The sequence below is a fragment of the Chitinophaga pinensis DSM 2588 genome (assembly GCF_000024005.1).
In the GTDB taxonomy this organism is placed as follows: domain Bacteria; phylum Bacteroidota; class Bacteroidia; order Chitinophagales; family Chitinophagaceae; genus Chitinophaga; species Chitinophaga pinensis.
Genome location: NC_013132.1, coordinates 1,781,691 through 1,798,678 on the forward strand (window position 1 = coordinate 1,781,691; position 16,988 = coordinate 1,798,678).

The following is a 16,988-nucleotide window of genomic DNA, read 5'->3' on the forward strand; positions in this document are numbered from 1 at the left end:
ATTAGTGAATGCGGTTGCCGATGCGGTAGTCCACCATCCCATTGAATTTCGGGGAAGTAATAGAATACTGAATAGCAGCACGTTGATTGGCAGCGCTTTGTGTCAGTACCCTGGCATTGGCGCTGGTTCTGGCAAAGCTGCCCGTACTGATATAGTTGAAGATCTTGTCCAGGTTGTCGTCATCAGTACGATATCCCCAGGGCACATTGATATAGTCATTTGCCGGTTCATCAGGTGCGATCCCCGTATAGTAGCCACCTGCATGGTTGGCATTTTCTGTCGCAAAGTTGATAGCATACAGATCCGCAAGATATTGCTTGGTATGTGTGCTGTCATACTTTGAGATATTGAACGTAATGAATCCCACCGGTTTACCATAAGTGGTATCTCCCACCAGTTTCACACTCATATAGGGCAAGAGGTTGTTCAGCGTCAGTTCGCTGGCAGAAGCCGTATGAGAAGAGGTGATAAAGAAAACATTCCTGAGTGATAGTCCGCCGGTATTGGCCGGGAACGGAACGCTGCTTTCCAGTCCGGTACCCTCCAGATCAGCAGTCAGCTTGTCATTGTACTTGTAATAGTACATTGGTTTGCCCGCTGCAGATGACGGTGCAATAGCGCTGTCCAGATACTCTGCCGTAGCTACGGAACCACCGCCATTGTAACGGAGGTCTACGATCAGGTTGGTGATACCGGCAGCTTTGAACTTTGAAAACAAGGCATCGAGGGTGCTCTTGGTCAGCGTTGCTGCACCTTTACTATTTATCGTGTTGGTAAAGGTATAGAAAGAGAAGTAGCCTGTCTTCTGGTTATTCACCGTATATATCGTATCAAACAGTACAGGATTGATATTGTAGGTACCTGACTGTAAAGTATAATTAGCAACAGTACCACTCACAGCTTTCTTTACCTGTAGCGTTACGGAGGTGGAGTTATAGATTGCATTGGTGACTTTCTGTACATTGGTGTTACCATCATAGGAGATATTGCTATCGCCATTGATGGCTACGATCTCGTCTCCCCGGTTCAGACCTTTCTGGCCGGCAGGAGAGTTCTTATCTGCATAAACAATGTAGAGATAGGTCTTGCCATTGTTATCAGAAGCATAACTGACTTCCATCCCGTAAGTACCGGTGGCGCTGACCTTATTAAAGGTTTCAGATAAGCCGTCCTGCAGGGAACTGGACAATGAGCCGGTCCTGTCCAGGAAGCTGTAGCGGTCCAGTATCTGACCATTGGAAACACTATAACTCTTCATGGTAGCGAGCAGATCGTCGGCTGTCGCATAGATGCTGGCAGAAGGATCCAGTTGTGGTACCTGGTTGTACCAGAAGTAAGTTGGCAGGTTGGTTGTTTTGTTACGTCCCCCGTCTACATAGGTCACCTGCATAATGCGGTACATCAGGTATTTCAGGGAATCTTCGTTACTGACAACAGAAGAAGCAGTTGGTGTTGAATTGTCGACTTTTGCGTCGTTTTTACGGCAGGCGCTGAGCATAGCACTGCCAAGCACACCAACTATCGCCATTTTCATGGCTAACGTAAAATGTTTATTCATATGTTCAAATGTTCTTTAAAAGAAACTTTGTCAAATGGGACCCTAAAATGAATGCTGATATAGAATGGTGATTTGCATCGAACGATACTAAAACGGCAGATCTGTGCTTCTGGTATATTAAATGATCACATGGTCTTATTTTGTCCGCCGGACCGTTAAATTCATCATTTGACTACCAAAGATGGGGCAGGTTTATTCTCATGACAAAAAACATATTAGGTTTAAAATAAAGATGGTTCTAAAGCTATACGAAGCTAAAACATTTTAGCCTCGCTGTAGGTCATGGTATCGCCATTTATAAAATAAACTAGTACTTTTCCCGTGAAACGCTATTTTTACAGACTTATAAAAGCTAAAATTCCATTCAGTCTCAACATGAAAAGAGTTATCTTATCCGCCCTTATGCTGGCATCCTGCTGGGTAAAGGCGCAGACAGTCAACAGCGTAACTGATCCGGTAGAGTGGGTCAACCCGCTGATGGGTACCGATTCTAAAGGATCCCTCTCTACTGGAAATACCTATCCTGCTATTGCTACTCCATGGGGTATGAACTTCTGGATGCCGCAGACAGGCAGAATGGGAGACGGCTGGGCTTATACCTATGCTTCTGATAAACTGCGTGGTTTCAAACAAACTCACCAGCCAAGTCCATGGATCAATGACTACGGTCAGTTTGCCATCATGCCGGTAACCGGAAAGGTGAAATTCAAGGAAGATGACAGGGCCAGCTGGTTCTCTCATAAAGCGGAAGTGTCTAAACCTTACTACTATAGCGTATATCTGGCAGATCACAATGTGACTACTGAGATTACTCCTACAGAAAGAGCAGCGGCTATCCGTCTGACCTACCCAAAGACTGACAGCGCTTTCCTGGTGATCGATGCACTGGATAAAGGCTCTTATATCAAAGTTTTACAATCTGAGCACAAAATCATAGGTTATACTACCAAAAACAGTGGTGGCGTACCTGCTAACTTTAAGAACTACTTCGTACTGACTTTCGATAAGCCATTCACCTATGTAGCTACATTCAAAAATGGTGAGCTGAAACAGGGTGAAGCAGAAGCACAGGACAAACACGTAGGCGCCGTAATCGGTTTTGCTACTGCAAAAGGCGAAAAGGTAAACGTAAAAGTCGCTTCTTCTTTCATCAGTCCTGAACAGGCTGAACTGAACCTCCAGAAAGAGATCGGTAACAGCAGCTTCGATCAGATCAAAGAAAAGGCAAAATCTGCCTGGAATACTGAACTGGGCCGTATCAAGGTAGAAGGCGGAACTTCCGAGCAGACCCGCACTTTCTACTCCTGCCTGTACCGTACTATGCTGTTCCCACGTAAATTTTATGAATACGATGCGAAAGGTGCTGTAGTACACTATAGCCCATACAATGGCCAGGTACTGCCAGGTTACATGTTCACCGACAACGGTTTCTGGGATACCTTCCGTGCTACCTTCCCGTTCTTCAACATGATGTACCCGTCTATGAACGCACATATCATGGAAGGTATGGTAAATGCTTACAAAGAAAGCGGCTGGTTGCCTGAGTGGGCAAGCCCTGGCCACCGTGACTGTATGATCGGTTCCAACTCTGCTTCCCTGATCGCTGACGCTTACTTAAAAGGCGTAAGAGGTTTCGATATCAACACCGCTTACGAAGCCCTGCTGAAAAATGCTGATAATGCTGGTCCGCTGACTTCTGTTGGCCGTGCTGGTGTTAAATATTACAACGAACTGGGTTATGTACCTTACGATGTGAATGTAAACGAGAATACTGCCCGTACACTGGAGTATTCATACGACGACTTCACGATCTACAAACTGGCAAAGGCGCTGAACCGTCCTGCTGCTGAAGTAGACAGATTCGCAAAACAGGCTCGTTACTACCGTAACGTATTCGATCCTGAAACAAAACTGATGCGTGGTAAAAACAAGGATGGCAAGTTCCAGACACCATTCAACCCATTTAAATGGGGTGATGCCTTCACCGAAGGTAACAGCTGGCACTATACCTGGTCTGTATTCCACGACGTACAGGGGCTGATCAACCTGATGGGTGGTAAAGAGACTTTCGTTTCTATGCTGGATTCCGTATTCAATATGCCTCCGGTATATGATGACAGCTACTACGGTGGTACTATCCACGAGATCCGCGAAATGCAGATCATGAACATGGGTCAGTACGCACATGGTAACCAACCGATCCAGCACATGATCTACCTGTATAACTATGCAGGTCAGCCATGGAAAGCACAGTACTGGATCAGAGAGGTGATGAACCGTCTGTATTCAGCTACTCCTGATGGTTACTGTGGTGATGAAGATAATGGTCAGACCTCTGCATGGTATGTATTCTCTTCCCTCGGTTTCTACCCGGTATGTCCTGGTACACAGCAGTATGTAGTTGGTGCGCCTTTATTTAAAAAGACCACCGTTACCCTGGAATCAGGTAAGAAAGTGGTGATCGCTGCTCCTAAAAACAGCGATGCTAACCGTTATATCAAAGCGGTTACCGTTAATGGTAAACCTTATACCAATAACTGGCTGGATCACAATGAACTGATGAAAGGCGCTGTGATCAACGTAGATATGGATGCAGTTCCTAACAAAACAAGAGGTATCTCTGATAAGTCAGTGCCTTACTCCCTGACACAGGAACTGAAATAAGATATATGTGAAGGGGATGTACGTCCTCCCGAACCACACAACAAAGCCCGGCTTCCTTAAAACGAGCCGGGCTTTGTTATTAATTAACGGATAATCATTAAATTAAACTACCAAAGAAGTATTCGATGAAAGCATATTCCCGTTTACTGTTATGGGTAATAGCCGCAGCTGTATATGGTTGTGCGCCGAAACCCTATGCAACTACTAATAAATTGTACCGCCAGCAGGCAAAACAGTATGCCGCTACCTTGCGGACAGAGCCGGCTGCCGTACCTGCAACTGGCGCCCCGACGGCAGTAAACTGGATCGGAACGACCAATTTTAACCTGCGTAAGCCCAACTATGTGATTATTCATCACACTGCCCAGGGCTCCTGCGATACGACCTTTAACACCTTCACACTGCCCCGTACCCAGGTGAGCGCGCACTATGTGATCTGTAAAGACGGGACGATCAATCATATGCTGAATGATTACCTGAGAGCCTGGCACGCCGGTATTGCCAAATGGGGCAATGTGACGGATATGAACTCCTGCTCCATTGGTATCGAACTGGATAACAACGGACTGACGCCTTTTCAGCCCCAACAGATCAATAGTCTGCTGGTATTACTCGATTCCCTCAAGCATCGTTTTAATATCCCCGCAGCCAACTTTATCGGACATGGAGATATAGCGCCTGGCCGTAAGGTAGACCCAAGTGCCTGGTTTCCCTGGCAGCAGCTGGCTGAGAAAGGTTTCGGATTATGGTATGGCGATACTTCAAAGATCATTATACCTGGAGATTTCAGCAGCAAACAGGCATTGCGTATCGTAGGGTATGACACCCGGGATACCGTGGCTGCTATTAAAGCATTTAAAAGACATTTTGTGCCGACTGATACGACCAACAGTACCAGTCTTGATGAAGGAGAGAGGAAGATCCTATTCAGCCTGATGGAAAAAAGCGAATAAACCTTTTCAATCATATACATATGCGATCCTTATCACTCCGGTCCTGTTATCTTGTAGTAATAACATGTATGATGGCCGTTTCCGCGTTTGCTCAGAAAGGAGATTGGTATACCCTGACCACAGGAGCGGTACCTGTCTGTCATATCAAAATCGATGATGACGACCTGGCCGTGGAAAATGCAGGTACGCCATCCAGAGAGGTAAAGCTGGCAGGCGCCGGAGGTAAAGGAAAGGCAGACGCCATGGAGCATATTGAGGTAAAGCGGATCAACGCTAATGGCAGGTTTTATATGATCCTGCTTTCAGAAGATAACCTGTATTTCTGCACCACTTTCAAATATTTTAAAGACCGTGATTCCCTGCTGATGTATTGTGCCGATGGCGTGGATGATGGTTATAAGACTATGCAGGAAGCGCTGAATGCTATTAAGAAAGATACAGGCTCACATTTCAGCATTACCCTGTACAGAAAAGAGCAGCTGGATGTACAAAAACGTAAAATACCGATTTCCAAGGTGACAGAAGGGGATTTCAGTGCAGGATTAACCCGTTTTTCCCGGCAAATGGACCAGTTCTGGCAATACAGGGGGTATGGACGCTATGAGCCATTCTACATGTGGATGGGACTTATTTATGGAAACGCTTTCGGTAATGCATTCAATGAGGGCTATAGTACATTGAGCCTGGATGCGAAGAATTTAAAGGTGCCTATCAATAAATATGGAGGTAACCCTACGATAAAAAAGCAAATAGAGGACGCCGGACTGGCAGGCTCCGAAAATCAGTAGATATTTATCTGGTTCATTATCAATACTATTTGTAAAGAAATAAATATTATTTCAGTCTATTTAGTCTACTCGCTTTGTAGATTACTAAATGTATGTTAATTTTGACCCCATACTTAAAGCCATACATTAAAAATGTTTATAGCCTATATGCTACATAAGGGTGCTGCAACAGGGGTCTGTACCAACGTCGTAAATTCAATGTCCGGGTGTTGTCCCAAGACATTCAACTCTTCTTGTTCGTGCATGTAATAATGCCAGCTTCAGGTAAATAAAAAATCAAAGAAACCAACTGACAGTAACTACCGGTCTTCACCGGCGGAAGGGGAATCCCTTTGCCTTGACAGATCTGTAATCCTTCTTATAACAATCTGATAAATTCTGATACAATGATCAAACAATTACACAGAACAGCCGTGATACTGTTATTGGTGTTACTGGGTCTGCAAGGGGCTCAGGCGCAGGATAACAAGGTATCCGGTGTGGTAACTGCCCGCTCCGATGCACAACGCATTCCGGGTGTTATCATTACTGTAAAGGGGAAAAACCGTGGGACAAATACAGACGCAGATGGTAAATATTCCATCGTTGCCAATCCGAATGATACACTTCACTTTTCCTTTATAGGCTATGGCGCCGTTGACCAGGTAGTAGGTACCAATAAAGTACTGAACGTAGGGCTGGAAAGCACCGAAAGTAAACTGAATGAAGTTGTGGTAACTGCATTAGGTATTTCCAGAGAAAAACGTTCCCTGGGCTATGCCGTACAGGAACTGAAATCAAAAGATATTGCCGACGCAAAAGAAACCAACCTGGTAAACGCACTGGCAGGTAAGATCGCCGGTGTAACGGTGACCAACAGCCAGGGTAATATGGGTTCTTCCCGTATCATTATCCGTGGTGAGACTTCCATCGCCGGTAACAACCAGCCGCTCTTCGTAGTGGATGGCGTACCGGTAGATAACAGCCAGCTGGGTATCGGTACCGGTCGTGACTTCGCAAACGCGATCTCTGACCTGAATCCGGATGATATCGAGTCACTGAACGTACTGAAAGGTCCTAACGCTGCGGCCCTGTATGGTTCACGTGCGGCGGCAGGTGTACTGGTTATCAAAACCAAAACCGGTAAAAGCGCCAAAGGACTGGGTGTTACCCTGAATTCCAGCGCGACTTTCGAAAGTCTGCTGGTACTGCCTAAATTCCAGGACGTCTACGGACAGGGTTCCGGTGGACAGTTCTCTTATGTAGATGGTAAAGGCGGTGGACTGAACGATGGTGTGGATGAAAGCTGGGGGCCTAAAATGGACGGTCGTCTGATACCACAGTTCTTCTCCAACGGACAGCCTGCACCTTTCGTAGCGCATCCTGACAACGTAAAAGATTTCTATGAAACAGGATATACACTGAATAATGGTGTTTCTGTAGCAGGCAACAGCGAGAAAATCGACTATCGTTTCTCATATAATAATACCAAACAGGAAGGTATCCTGCCTAATACCGGTATTTCCCGTAACTCATTCGCTTTAAACAGTACTTACCGTATTGCCCCTAAGCTGACACTGAGCACTTTCGCTAACTATACAAGAGCAGGTGCTGATAACCTGCCAGGTGTGGATGGCCGTCGTGGTAACAGTGTGACCTTACAGTTCATCTGGTTTGGCCGTCAGGTAGATACCCGTTTGCTGCGTAATTATAAAGCAGCCGATGGTACTGACTACAACTGGAACCACAGCTACTACAGCAACCCATACTGGATCCAGAATGAGAATACCGTTGGTCAGGGACGTAACCGTTTCTTCGGAAATGCACGCCTCTCTTATGAGATCACCAACTGGCTCTCTGCTAACCTCCGCGTAGGTACTGACAGCTATAATGACAAGCGTAAATACAAAGTAGCATTCTATACAAATGGTACTCCATTCGGTTCCTATACTGAAGACAACTACGTGGTACAGGAAACCAACATCGAGTTTACCCTGAATGCGAAAAAGAAAATAAACAGCGACTTCACTATCGACGGACTGGTAGGTGTGAACGAGCGTACCAACCAGTTTGAACAGAACTATCAGCAGGCGCCTAAACTGGCCGTAAGAGATGTGTACACCCTGAACAACTCCAGGGACCCACTGATCTCTACCAGCTATTTTTCAAAACTGAGAGTATATAGTGCCTTCGCATCAGCTCAGCTGAGCTTCAGAGACTGGGCTTTCTTAAACGTAACTGCACGTAACGACCGTTCTTCTACACTGCCTTCAGAAAACAACTCTTATTTCTATCCTTCCGTGAACGCAGCAGTTGTACTGAGCGATGCATTGGGTATTAAGAGCAATGTGTTAACCAGTCTGAAAGTAAGAGGTGGATGGGCTCAGGTAGGTAAAGATGCAGATCCTTACCAGCTGGTGAATACTTATCCTTTCAGTCAGCCGTTCGGTGCTTATCCGCTGCTGACCGTGAATGATAAATACCTGAAAAAAGACCTGAAACCAGAGATCACCAAAGCGAGTGAGTTTGGGGTGGAAGCAAGTTTCCTGAATGATCGTATCCACACGGATGTGACCTATTATACTTCCAGCAGTTACAACCAGATCCTGTTGGCTGACGTAAGTGCGACTACCGGTTACCTGAAAAAACTGCTGAACGCAGGTAAGATCAATAACCATGGTGTGGAAGTGACCTTAGGTGGTACACCGATCACTACGCCTTCCGGTTTCCTCTGGAATATCAACTTCAACTATGCGAAGAACATCAGTAAAGTAATCGAGCTGGATCAGGAAGGATACCTGAACGACTACGTACTGGGTAGCTCTGGCAACATCCAGGTACTGGCCAGCAAAGGCAAACGTTATGGCGCCCTGTATGGTAAAGCATATGCACGCGATGCACAGGGTCGTATCCTGGTGAATGCAAACGGTACACCGCAGATCGCAAACGATAAAAAAGTACTGGGTTACTATACACCGAAATGGACAGGGAGTGTAAACAACGACTTCTCCTTTAAAGGTTTCACACTGGGCTTCCTGATCGATACAAGACAGGGCGGTTCCATCTGGTCAGGTACCAACTACACAGGTATCTATACCGGTGTACTGGCAGCGAGTCTCCCTGGTCGTGATGCAGAACATGGTGGTCTTCCTTACTACTATGCAGGCAACAATACCAACGGTACCGCAGTTAAACTGGCTGACCACAATGCAGCAGCACCAAACGGAGAAACTGTTTACCATGATGGTATCGTTTTCGATGGTGTAACCGCAGACGGTAAACAGAATGAAGCGATCCTGCCTGCACAGCGTTATTATAAATCAGTATATAGTTCTTCCCTGAACGAAAGCAGCGTATACAGCGCATCTTTCATCAAACTGCGTGAAGTGAGACTGGGTTATGCACTGCCACAGGAGCTGATTAAGAAATGGGGATTACAGGCGGTTAACCTGACGGTGACTGCGCGTAACCTCTGGTACATCGACAAGAAGGTACCTAACATCGATCCGGAAACAGCGTTCAACACAGGTAACGGACAGGGTCTTGAAACATTGCAGATCCCAACTACCCGCAGCCTGGGTCTTAACCTGAGGGTATCCTTTTAATGAACCGATTAAAGCAGTAAATCATGAAACTAATTAAATATATATTGGGTCTGGCTGGCGCCGCAGTGATACTGAGCAGTTGCCAGAAACAGCTGGAGGACATCAACAAGAATCCGAATGAATCAGAACAGGTGCAGCCGGATTATCTGCTGACCAACGGTATCAAAGCGAACGTGGATACTTACTGGGGTACTGATGCGGCGATGGAAACGAGCCTGCTGTATGTACAATACTGGGCAAAGATCCAGTATACTGATCCTGACAGGTATATTCCTGCTGCGACCAGTGTCCAGGCGGTATGGAATAACTTTTATGCACAGGGCGTGGCGGATTTCACCAAACTTATAGAGCTGGGTGATACGCTGCACAACCCTAACTATAAAGCAGTGGGTATCATCATGCGTTCATGGATATTCCAGGTGCTGACCGATTTTTACGGTGATATTCCTTATTCTCAGGCTGCACAGATCGATAAATACCTGACGCCAAAATATGATGCGCAGAAAGATGTTTATCTCGGTCTGCTGGCAGAATTGAAAACTGCTTCAGGATTAATCACACCAGCTGCAAATACCATCGCCGGAGATATCCTTTACAATGGCGACATGAATAAATGGAAGAAGTTTGCGAATTCCCTGCGACTGCGTATTGCACTGCGTATTTCTGATAAGGAGTTTGCTGCGGCAAAAGCTGTATTCGACGAAATCGGTGCGGATGATAACAACCTGATCGTAAGCAATAGCGATAACGCGCAACTGGTATACCAGGCTTCTCCGAATCAGAACCCGGTAGCAAAGAACAGGGAGACACGTAACGATTACAGGATCAGCAAGAGTATTGTTGATAAACTGAATCAGCTGAATGACCCTCGTTTACCGATTTATGGTGCGGTACCAAGAGATACCAACAAGATTGTAGGTGTGACAAATGGTCTGGCTACTGATTCTGCTGCACGTCTTGGCTTCAATAAAACTTCTGACGTAGGCGCTGTATTTACCGCGACTGCTGCACCAGCGGTATTATTCAATGCATCAGAATTATTGTTCATTAAAGCAGAAGCAGCGCAGATCGGTTTATTATCCGGTAATGCAGCTACCCTGTATGCACAGGCAGTAACAACTTCTCTGAAACAATATGGTGTAAGCGATCTGAATGTGACTACTTATCTGGCGCAACCAGCAGTATTGTATGATGCGGCTAATTACAGGAAGTCAATAGGAGAGCAGAAGTGGCTGGCGCTGTTTGGCGACGGACTGGAAGGTTTTGCGGAGTGGCGCAGACTGGATTATCCCAAGTTACCGGCTGCTTACACCGGTGCATTGGGTGGTAAGATCCCTGCAAGAATGACTTATCCTTCTTCAGAGCAGGCGTTGAACGGGACGAATTACAAAGACGCTATTGGCAGACAGGGCGCAGATGCCTTGACTACCCGTTTATGGTTTGACAAAGAATAAAGAAAGCGGGAGAGTTTTCCTGCTTGCGTAAATAAATTTCCGTTTTTGCTTTACAGAATGAGACAGGAATATTGATTTTTGTTAAATCAGATACACACTTGTTCAATTTGTAATAGTAAAAAGTGATGAATTAGGCCCCGGTTTTTGCCGGGGCTTTTATTTTGCAATAAGCTTAGAGTACAGGTGTTCTGCCTCCATCGACACAGATATTGGTACCTGTGATATAGGCAGCGGCCGGAGTGGCCAGGAAAGCTACCGCAGCAGCAATTTCTTTAGGGTCGCCAAAACGTTTCATGGGGATCTCTTTCAGATACTCTTCCTCTATATTGTTAAGCGTCGTATTACGCTTGCTGGCGTTATACTCCAGCATGGACTGCAGGCGTGCGGTGTTGGTCATGCCCGGCAATACGTTGTTCACCGTGATTCCATAAGGGGCTAATTCTCCGGCCATGGTTTTGGCCCAGGAAGCGACGCCCCCACGGATCGTGTTGGATACGCCGAGATTCTTCAGCGGCGCCTTCACAGATGTTGAAACAATATTGATAATGCGGCCATAGCCGGCAGCTGTCATGCCGGCTATGACTGCCTGTACAAGTATATGATTGATGATGAGGTGTTGCTGAAAGGCATCCGTGAATTCGTGGATATCGGCTTCCATTACCGGGCCCGCTTTAGGCCCCCCGGTATTGTTAACAAGTATATGTACCGTTTGCTTTTCGGTAATACTTTTTATAGCCTGCTCCACCTGTTGGGTGTCACGGAAGTCAGCCACCACATAGCTATGCTCCTGCAAATGATCCGTGGCAAGTCCTGCGACCGCGGTCTTGAGACTTTCTTTATTCCTTGCCAGGAGGATGCATTCTGCGCCTAATGCAGCCAGTTCACCGGCTGTAGCCAATCCTATTCCCTGAGTGCTTCCACAGATAACGGCGGTTTTCCCCTTTAACGATAGTTCCATACTATTAGATAACTGATAATTACACAATGATCTGCAAAAGCCGTTGAGATTGTTTTAGCTAAGATAGCATATCCTGTCCTATTCTAAACACGTACGTATATACGCTTTTTATCAAGTATCTTGCCGACACTCCAACAGAATAACATATATACTAACGCAAATAGCAGGGATCCCGGTTTACCCGGTACTATCGGCTGGAAGATATTTGTATTGATCCATCTGTATACGCTCATACCACCTGCCTGGAAGAAGAAGAGGAATATCACCACTACTTCTGAGAGGAGGTAAAGGAACAGCGGATTTTTACCGAAAACAGTAAAGAAACTTGTCCATCCTTCCTGTTTTTTAAAGTCGATCACAAAGATCAGCAGTGAGAGTATCAGTAAATCGATACCTACGGTGTATAGTACATAAGAGCTGGTCCAGAGTTTCTTGTTGATCGGGAAGGCCATACTCCATACCAGCGCTACGAGTATCAGCAAGGCGCCCATCTGCAGTAATTTACGCAGGCCTTTGCCCGTCTTTCCTTCCTGCTGGATGAATAAACCGGTATAGTAACCAGCGATCACATTGACGATAGCCGGCAGTGTACTTAATAATCCTTCAGGATCGAAGGCGATCCCTTCTCCATGATACAGATGACTATCTCCCATGATCAGTTTATCAAAATGGAGGGCGGCATTACCAGTCAGGCTATATCGATCTGCCGGATCGCCAAATGCGTACATAACGGCCCAATATCCCAGTAACAGAACAGCGCTTACCGCCCACACCGCTTTTTTAGGCAGATAATGGATCAGGAGGGAGGCAAAACAATAACAGAGCGCAATACGCTGTAATACCCCTAAAATACGTGTATCAGAAAGTGGGATGAATTCCAGTCCTGACTCGGTATGTCTTACAAAAGGCAGCCAGTACATCAGGAAACCCAGGAGGAATATCAGCAGGGTACGACGGAAGATCTTTGAAAGAACGGCCGTGTTTTCCAGCTGCTGGAATTTGCGCATACTAAAGCTCATGGCATTACCTACCGCAAAGAGGAAGGAAGGGAAAACCATGTCTGTCGGCGTACACCCGTTCCACTGTGCGTGATTGAGTATGTAATAGGAGGTGTCCCAGCCCGGCGTATTCACGATGATCATAAAGCATACGGTCAGTCCCCTGAATACGTCCAGTGGCAGGAAGCGCTGTGGTGTTGTGTTAGTCATAGAAGTCTGTTGGATATTCTATAAATATAATACAACCATTTTACTACGCATAGTCAGAAATTTTGGCGTATCCGGAATGATTTTTTTACTTTAGTGGAAAGCATCCCCTTCGTTGAATAACAAAGTCACCATAGCAGACATTGCCCGAGAACTGAATTTAACAGGTGCAACTGTTTCCAGAGCCTTAAATAACCGCAAAGGTACCAGTGAAGAGACACGTAAGCTGGTGCAGGCCGCTGCGGAGAAAATGAACTACAGGCGGGACAGAATAGCCTGGTCGCTCCGTTCAGGCCGCACCAACATTATCGGCGTAATTATCCCCAGTGCGGAGATTAACTTCTTCGGATCTGTTGTCCACGGTATTGAAAGTCTGGCCAACCAGCATGGCTATAATGTGCTGATATACCAGTCGAATGAACAACCGGAATACGAAAAGAAGGCGATTGAAACCTTCCTGAGTACCCGTGTGGATGGTATCCTGGCGTCTATTGCCAAGGAGACCATGGAGTTCAGTCATTACCTGGAAATCACGGAACGCGGCGTACCACTGGTCTTTTTTGACCGTGCGAATGACAGCCTGAATATTCCTTCCGTAGTGGTGGACGACTTTAAGGGGGCTTACTATGCTACTGAGCATCTGTTAAAACAGGGTTATACCCGCGTTGCACATATTGCAGGGCAGCAGCACCTGAAGATCTTCAAGGACCGTCTGGAAGGGTATAAGGCTGCGTTGAGTGCTTACAAGGTCGCTTTTGACGACTCCCTGGTATATTTTGGAGACGTCTCCATTAATGCCGGTCGCCAGGCCATTACGCACCTGCTGGCATTGCCAGCTCCGCCTGATGCGGTATTTGCCGTAGAGGATTTTACCGCCCTCGGCGCTGTCAAAGAACTGAAAGACAGACAGGTAGATATTCCTGCTGATTTTGGGGTGATCGGATTTGCCAACGAATCCTTTGACGAGCACATTACGCCAAGCCTTTCCAGCATAGACCAGCAAACGGTTGAAATGGGAAAGGAGGCATTCCGCCTGCTCATGGAACTCATTGAGGGAACCGGATCTGTCAGTACACAGGCACGTACCAAAATTGTACTTGAGCCGGTACCCCGTTTCCGGCAATCGTCACAGAAGTAACGTGTCGCTAAGCGGTGTTCCTATTTACCTGATAGCCGTTTATTTTATCACATACCAGTTTATACCGGGCACTGCCTTAGTATGAGTAACTTCAACCTTTCGGGTAGCATTTGCAAAATTGAAAGTAAACGATTACATTTATTGTCTATTCCACATTCTTTTTTCTTACAGTGTTGTTTATCAATAGTTTAGTTTTATAGATGCCAATAGCAAGAGAGTGCCACACCGTAATTTTGAGAGAAGTATTGTAATCGTTTACGTAAATCTTTAACTTTGAGAATTATTCCACAAAAACTGAATTCCATGGAAATTTCCACAGTCAGAATATAGCTATCAACAAGCGTTTCTTCATACTTAACATACAAGCTCCACACAATTTGAAAAAACACATGAAAATGAAAGTATTTCTGACTGTACTGCTCGCAGCAACAATGGCCAATGTTGCTTTTGCGCAGGAACAATCCAGAGAAATCTGGTCTAAAAAGAAAGCTGCTAAATGGTATAAGCAACATGCCTGGCAGCGGGGAAGCAACTTTATTCCCAGCTATGCTATCAATCAGCTGGAAATGTGGCAGGCAGAGACCTTTGATACTGCCGTAATTAACAGGGAACTGGGGTATGCAGCAGGTATCGGAATGAATTCCATGCGTGTATTCCTGCACCATGCGGCCTGGGAACAGGATCCGGCAGGATTTAAACAACGTATTGGTACTTACCTGGACATCTCAGACAGAAACGGCATCTCCACCACCTTCGTACTGTTTGATGACTGCTGGAATAATACTTATGCTACAGGCAAACAACCGGCGCCTAAAACCGGTATACATAACTCAGGCTGGTTACAGGATCCGGGTGTACGCCGGGAAGTTTCTCCTGCACTGACTGATACCCTGGAACGCTATGTAAAAGATGTACTTACCAGCTTCGGGAATGATAAACGCATCCTGCTGTGGGATCTTTATAACGAGCCGGGTAACTCTAATTATGGCGATAAAAGCATGGATCTGCTGAAGCAGGTGTTCGTCTGGGCAAGACAGGTGCCTGTTACCCAGCCGGTATCGGCAGGCGTATGGAATAAAAGCCTGACAGACCTGAACGTGTTCCAGCTGAACAATTCGGACGTGATCACTTATCATAATTATGCGGATGAAAAAGAACACCAGCAGACGATTGACAGTCTCCGGAAGTTTGGCCGTCCGCTGATATGTACAGAATACATGGCCCGCACAAGGGGCAGCCTTTTCCAGAATATCATGCCGTTACTGAAGAAAGAAAAAGTAGCTGCATATAACTGGGGGCTGGTATCCGGAAAGACCAATACGATCTATGCCTGGGATACGCCGATGAAAGATGGCGGCGAACCCGCGGTATGGTTTCATGACATTTTCCGCCAGGATGGTAAGCCTTATAGCACGGAAGAAGTTACAGTTATTAAATCTTTGACTGGAGCGCAGTAATCTCCTTTTAGTTATATCATCAAAAAAATAAATACAGTGGAGCAAGCAAAATTAAATGCCTTTTCTCAACAGCACTTCGACCAGGAACCTATTATGGTGAGGGCGGCAGGACGTATTAACCTGATCGGAGAGCATACCGACTATAATAACGGGTTTGTATTGCCCGCTGCTATAGATAAAGCTATCTACCTGGCTATTGTAAAACGCAATGACAATAAGATCGTACTCCATGCGCTTGATGTAAACGATCGTTATGAAGGCACACTGGACAACCTGGTTCGCTCCCCGAAACAGTGGCCTGATTACCTGTTAGGCGTTGTACAGCAGTTACAACAGGCAGGTCATATACTTGGTGGTTTCGAATGTGCTTTTTGCGGTAATGTTCCCCTGGGCGCCGGCCTTTCATCCTCCGCAGCAGTAGAATGCGCTACCATATATGCATTAAATGAGCTTTTCGGGCTGGGAATCGGCCGTAAGGATATGACCTTGCTGGCACAGGCTGCAGAGAATCACTTTGTTGGGGTTCGTTGTGGTATCATGGACCAGTTTGCGAGCATGTTCGGTAAAAAACAACAGCTGATCAAGCTGGATTGCGCTTCACTGGATTACGAATATATTCCTTTCAACTTTGACGATGTCAGCCTGGTATTACTGGATACCCAGGTGAAACACTCCCTGGCTTCTTCTGAATACAATACCCGTCGTGAAGAATGTGAAGCAGGCGTGGCGCTGATCAAAAAGCACCATCCGCATGTGAACAGTCTGCGCGATGCGAACATGGATATGCTGGATGCTTATGTAAAAGGACACAATGCAACTGTATACGATCGCTGCCGCTACGTAGTGGAAGAGATCCAGCGTTTGCAGGATGCCTGTGCTGACCTGCAGCGCAATGACCTGGAAGCATTTGGTAAAAAAGTATTTGCTACACACGAAGGACTGGATAAGCTGTATAATGTCAGCTGTCCGGAACTGAACTGGCTGGCTGAATTTGCTGCCGGTCAGCAGGGTGTACTCGGCGCCCGTATGATGGGTGGCGGTTTTGGTGGTTGTACTATCAATATCGTGAGAAAATCTGCCGTACCAGCATTACTGGAAAAAGCAGCAGCCGGTTACGAACAGGCTTTCAAAACACCATTGAAAGCATATGTAACCAGCATCGAAGATGGCTGCCGTACTGTGAATAATCTTGTCAATAACTAAGTCTATAGCAGCGGATAGTCCGTTAC

General features: G+C 46.1%; 11 protein-coding genes. 8 read left to right on the forward strand and 3 right to left on the reverse strand.

Translation table 11 applies throughout. The features are described from left to right. Nucleotide 1 precedes the first annotated feature (1 nt). Complete coding sequence (locus CPIN_RS07310; protein ID WP_012789129.1) at nt 2-1,558, reverse strand: S41 family peptidase; 1,557 nt, start codon at nt 1,556-1,558, stop codon at nt 2-4. A gap of 375 nt (nt 1,559-1,933) precedes the next feature. On the opposite strand from CPIN_RS07310, the gene CPIN_RS07315 reads away from it, so the two are divergent. The 5 genes from CPIN_RS07315 (at nt 1,934) to CPIN_RS07335 (ending at nt 11,001) form a co-directional block, all read left to right on the forward strand. Further along, entirely contained in the window at nt 1,934-4,222 is a 2,289-nt protein-coding gene (locus tag CPIN_RS07315) for a GH92 family glycosyl hydrolase (RefSeq protein ID WP_044221048.1), read from the forward strand. A 125-nt stretch (nt 4,223-4,347) separates the two neighbouring features. Next, a complete protein-coding gene (locus tag CPIN_RS07320) occupies nt 4,348-5,175 on the forward strand; it encodes an N-acetylmuramoyl-L-alanine amidase (RefSeq protein ID WP_012789131.1) in 828 nt (275 codons plus the stop codon). 68 nt (nt 5,176-5,243) lie between these two features. Continuing rightward, a complete protein-coding gene (locus tag CPIN_RS07325) occupies nt 5,244-5,963 on the forward strand; it encodes a hypothetical protein (protein ID WP_044218069.1) in 720 nt (239 codons plus the stop codon). A 386-nt stretch (nt 5,964-6,349) separates the two neighbouring features. Then, nucleotides 6,350-9,547, forward strand: coding sequence for a SusC/RagA family TonB-linked outer membrane protein (locus CPIN_RS07330; protein ID WP_012789133.1), 3,198 nt, complete (start codon nt 6,350-6,352; stop codon nt 9,545-9,547). A gap of 23 nt (nt 9,548-9,570) precedes the next feature. Then, nucleotides 9,571-11,001 (forward strand): SusD/RagB family nutrient-binding outer membrane lipoprotein, encoded by a 1,431-nt coding sequence (locus tag CPIN_RS07335; protein WP_012789134.1) that lies wholly within the window; start codon nt 9,571-9,573, stop codon nt 10,999-11,001. 172 nt (nt 11,002-11,173) lie between these two features. Here CPIN_RS07335 and CPIN_RS07340 read toward each other — a convergent pair whose 3' ends face one another. Beyond that, nucleotides 11,174-11,959: an SDR family oxidoreductase gene (locus CPIN_RS07340; protein ID WP_012789135.1), complete on the reverse strand. Its 786-nt coding sequence runs from the start codon at nt 11,957-11,959 to the stop codon at nt 11,174-11,176. Between the two features lie 83 nt (nt 11,960-12,042). Then, nucleotides 12,043-13,167, reverse strand: a complete 1,125-nt coding sequence (locus CPIN_RS07345; RefSeq protein ID WP_012789136.1) for an acyltransferase family protein — start codon at nt 13,165-13,167, stop codon at nt 12,043-12,045. Between the two features lie 112 nt (nt 13,168-13,279). Here CPIN_RS07345 and CPIN_RS07350 point away from each other — a divergent pair, with 112 nt between their 5' ends. The 3 genes from CPIN_RS07350 to galK all read left to right on the forward strand — a co-directional run bounded on the left by CPIN_RS07350 (nt 13,280) and on the right by galK (nt 16,962). Then, nucleotides 13,280-14,302: a LacI family DNA-binding transcriptional regulator gene (locus CPIN_RS07350; RefSeq protein WP_012789137.1), complete on the forward strand. Its 1,023-nt coding sequence runs from the start codon at nt 13,280-13,282 to the stop codon at nt 14,300-14,302. A 395-nt stretch (nt 14,303-14,697) separates the two neighbouring features. Next, on the forward strand, nt 14,698-15,759 hold the full coding sequence (locus CPIN_RS07355) for a glycoside hydrolase family 2 TIM barrel-domain containing protein (RefSeq protein ID WP_012789138.1): 1,062 nt from the start codon (nt 14,698-14,700) through the stop codon (nt 15,757-15,759). Between the two features lie 36 nt (nt 15,760-15,795). Beyond that, nucleotides 15,796-16,962 carry a galactokinase gene (galK, locus tag CPIN_RS07360; RefSeq protein WP_012789139.1) on the forward strand — a complete coding sequence of 389 codons (1,167 nt, stop codon included), beginning with the start codon at nt 15,796-15,798 and terminating at the stop codon, nt 16,960-16,962. Nucleotides 16,963-16,988 lie beyond the last annotated feature (26 nt).

What these genes read in the sequence shown, in the direction of transcription:
- CPIN_RS07310 (WP_012789129.1), bottom strand. Translation starts at nt 1,558, where the DNA reads ATGAATAAACATTTTACGTTAGCCATGAAAATGGCGATAGTTGGTGTG.
- CPIN_RS07315 (WP_044221048.1), top strand. Translation starts at nt 1,934, where the DNA reads ATGAAAAGAGTTATCTTATCCGCCCTTATGCTGGCATCCTGCTGGGTA.
- CPIN_RS07320 (WP_012789131.1), top strand. Translation starts at nt 4,348, where the DNA reads ATGAAAGCATATTCCCGTTTACTGTTATGGGTAATAGCCGCAGCTGTA.
- CPIN_RS07325 (WP_044218069.1), top strand. Translation starts at nt 5,244, where the DNA reads ATGATGGCCGTTTCCGCGTTTGCTCAGAAAGGAGATTGGTATACCCTG.
- CPIN_RS07330 (WP_012789133.1), top strand. Translation starts at nt 6,350, where the DNA reads ATGATCAAACAATTACACAGAACAGCCGTGATACTGTTATTGGTGTTA.
- CPIN_RS07335 (WP_012789134.1), top strand. Translation starts at nt 9,571, where the DNA reads ATGAAACTAATTAAATATATATTGGGTCTGGCTGGCGCCGCAGTGATA.
- CPIN_RS07340 (WP_012789135.1), bottom strand. Translation starts at nt 11,959, where the DNA reads ATGGAACTATCGTTAAAGGGGAAAACCGCCGTTATCTGTGGAAGCACT.
- CPIN_RS07345 (WP_012789136.1), bottom strand. Translation starts at nt 13,167, where the DNA reads ATGACTAACACAACACCACAGCGCTTCCTGCCACTGGACGTATTCAGG.
- CPIN_RS07355 (WP_012789138.1), top strand. Translation starts at nt 14,698, where the DNA reads ATGAAAGTATTTCTGACTGTACTGCTCGCAGCAACAATGGCCAATGTT.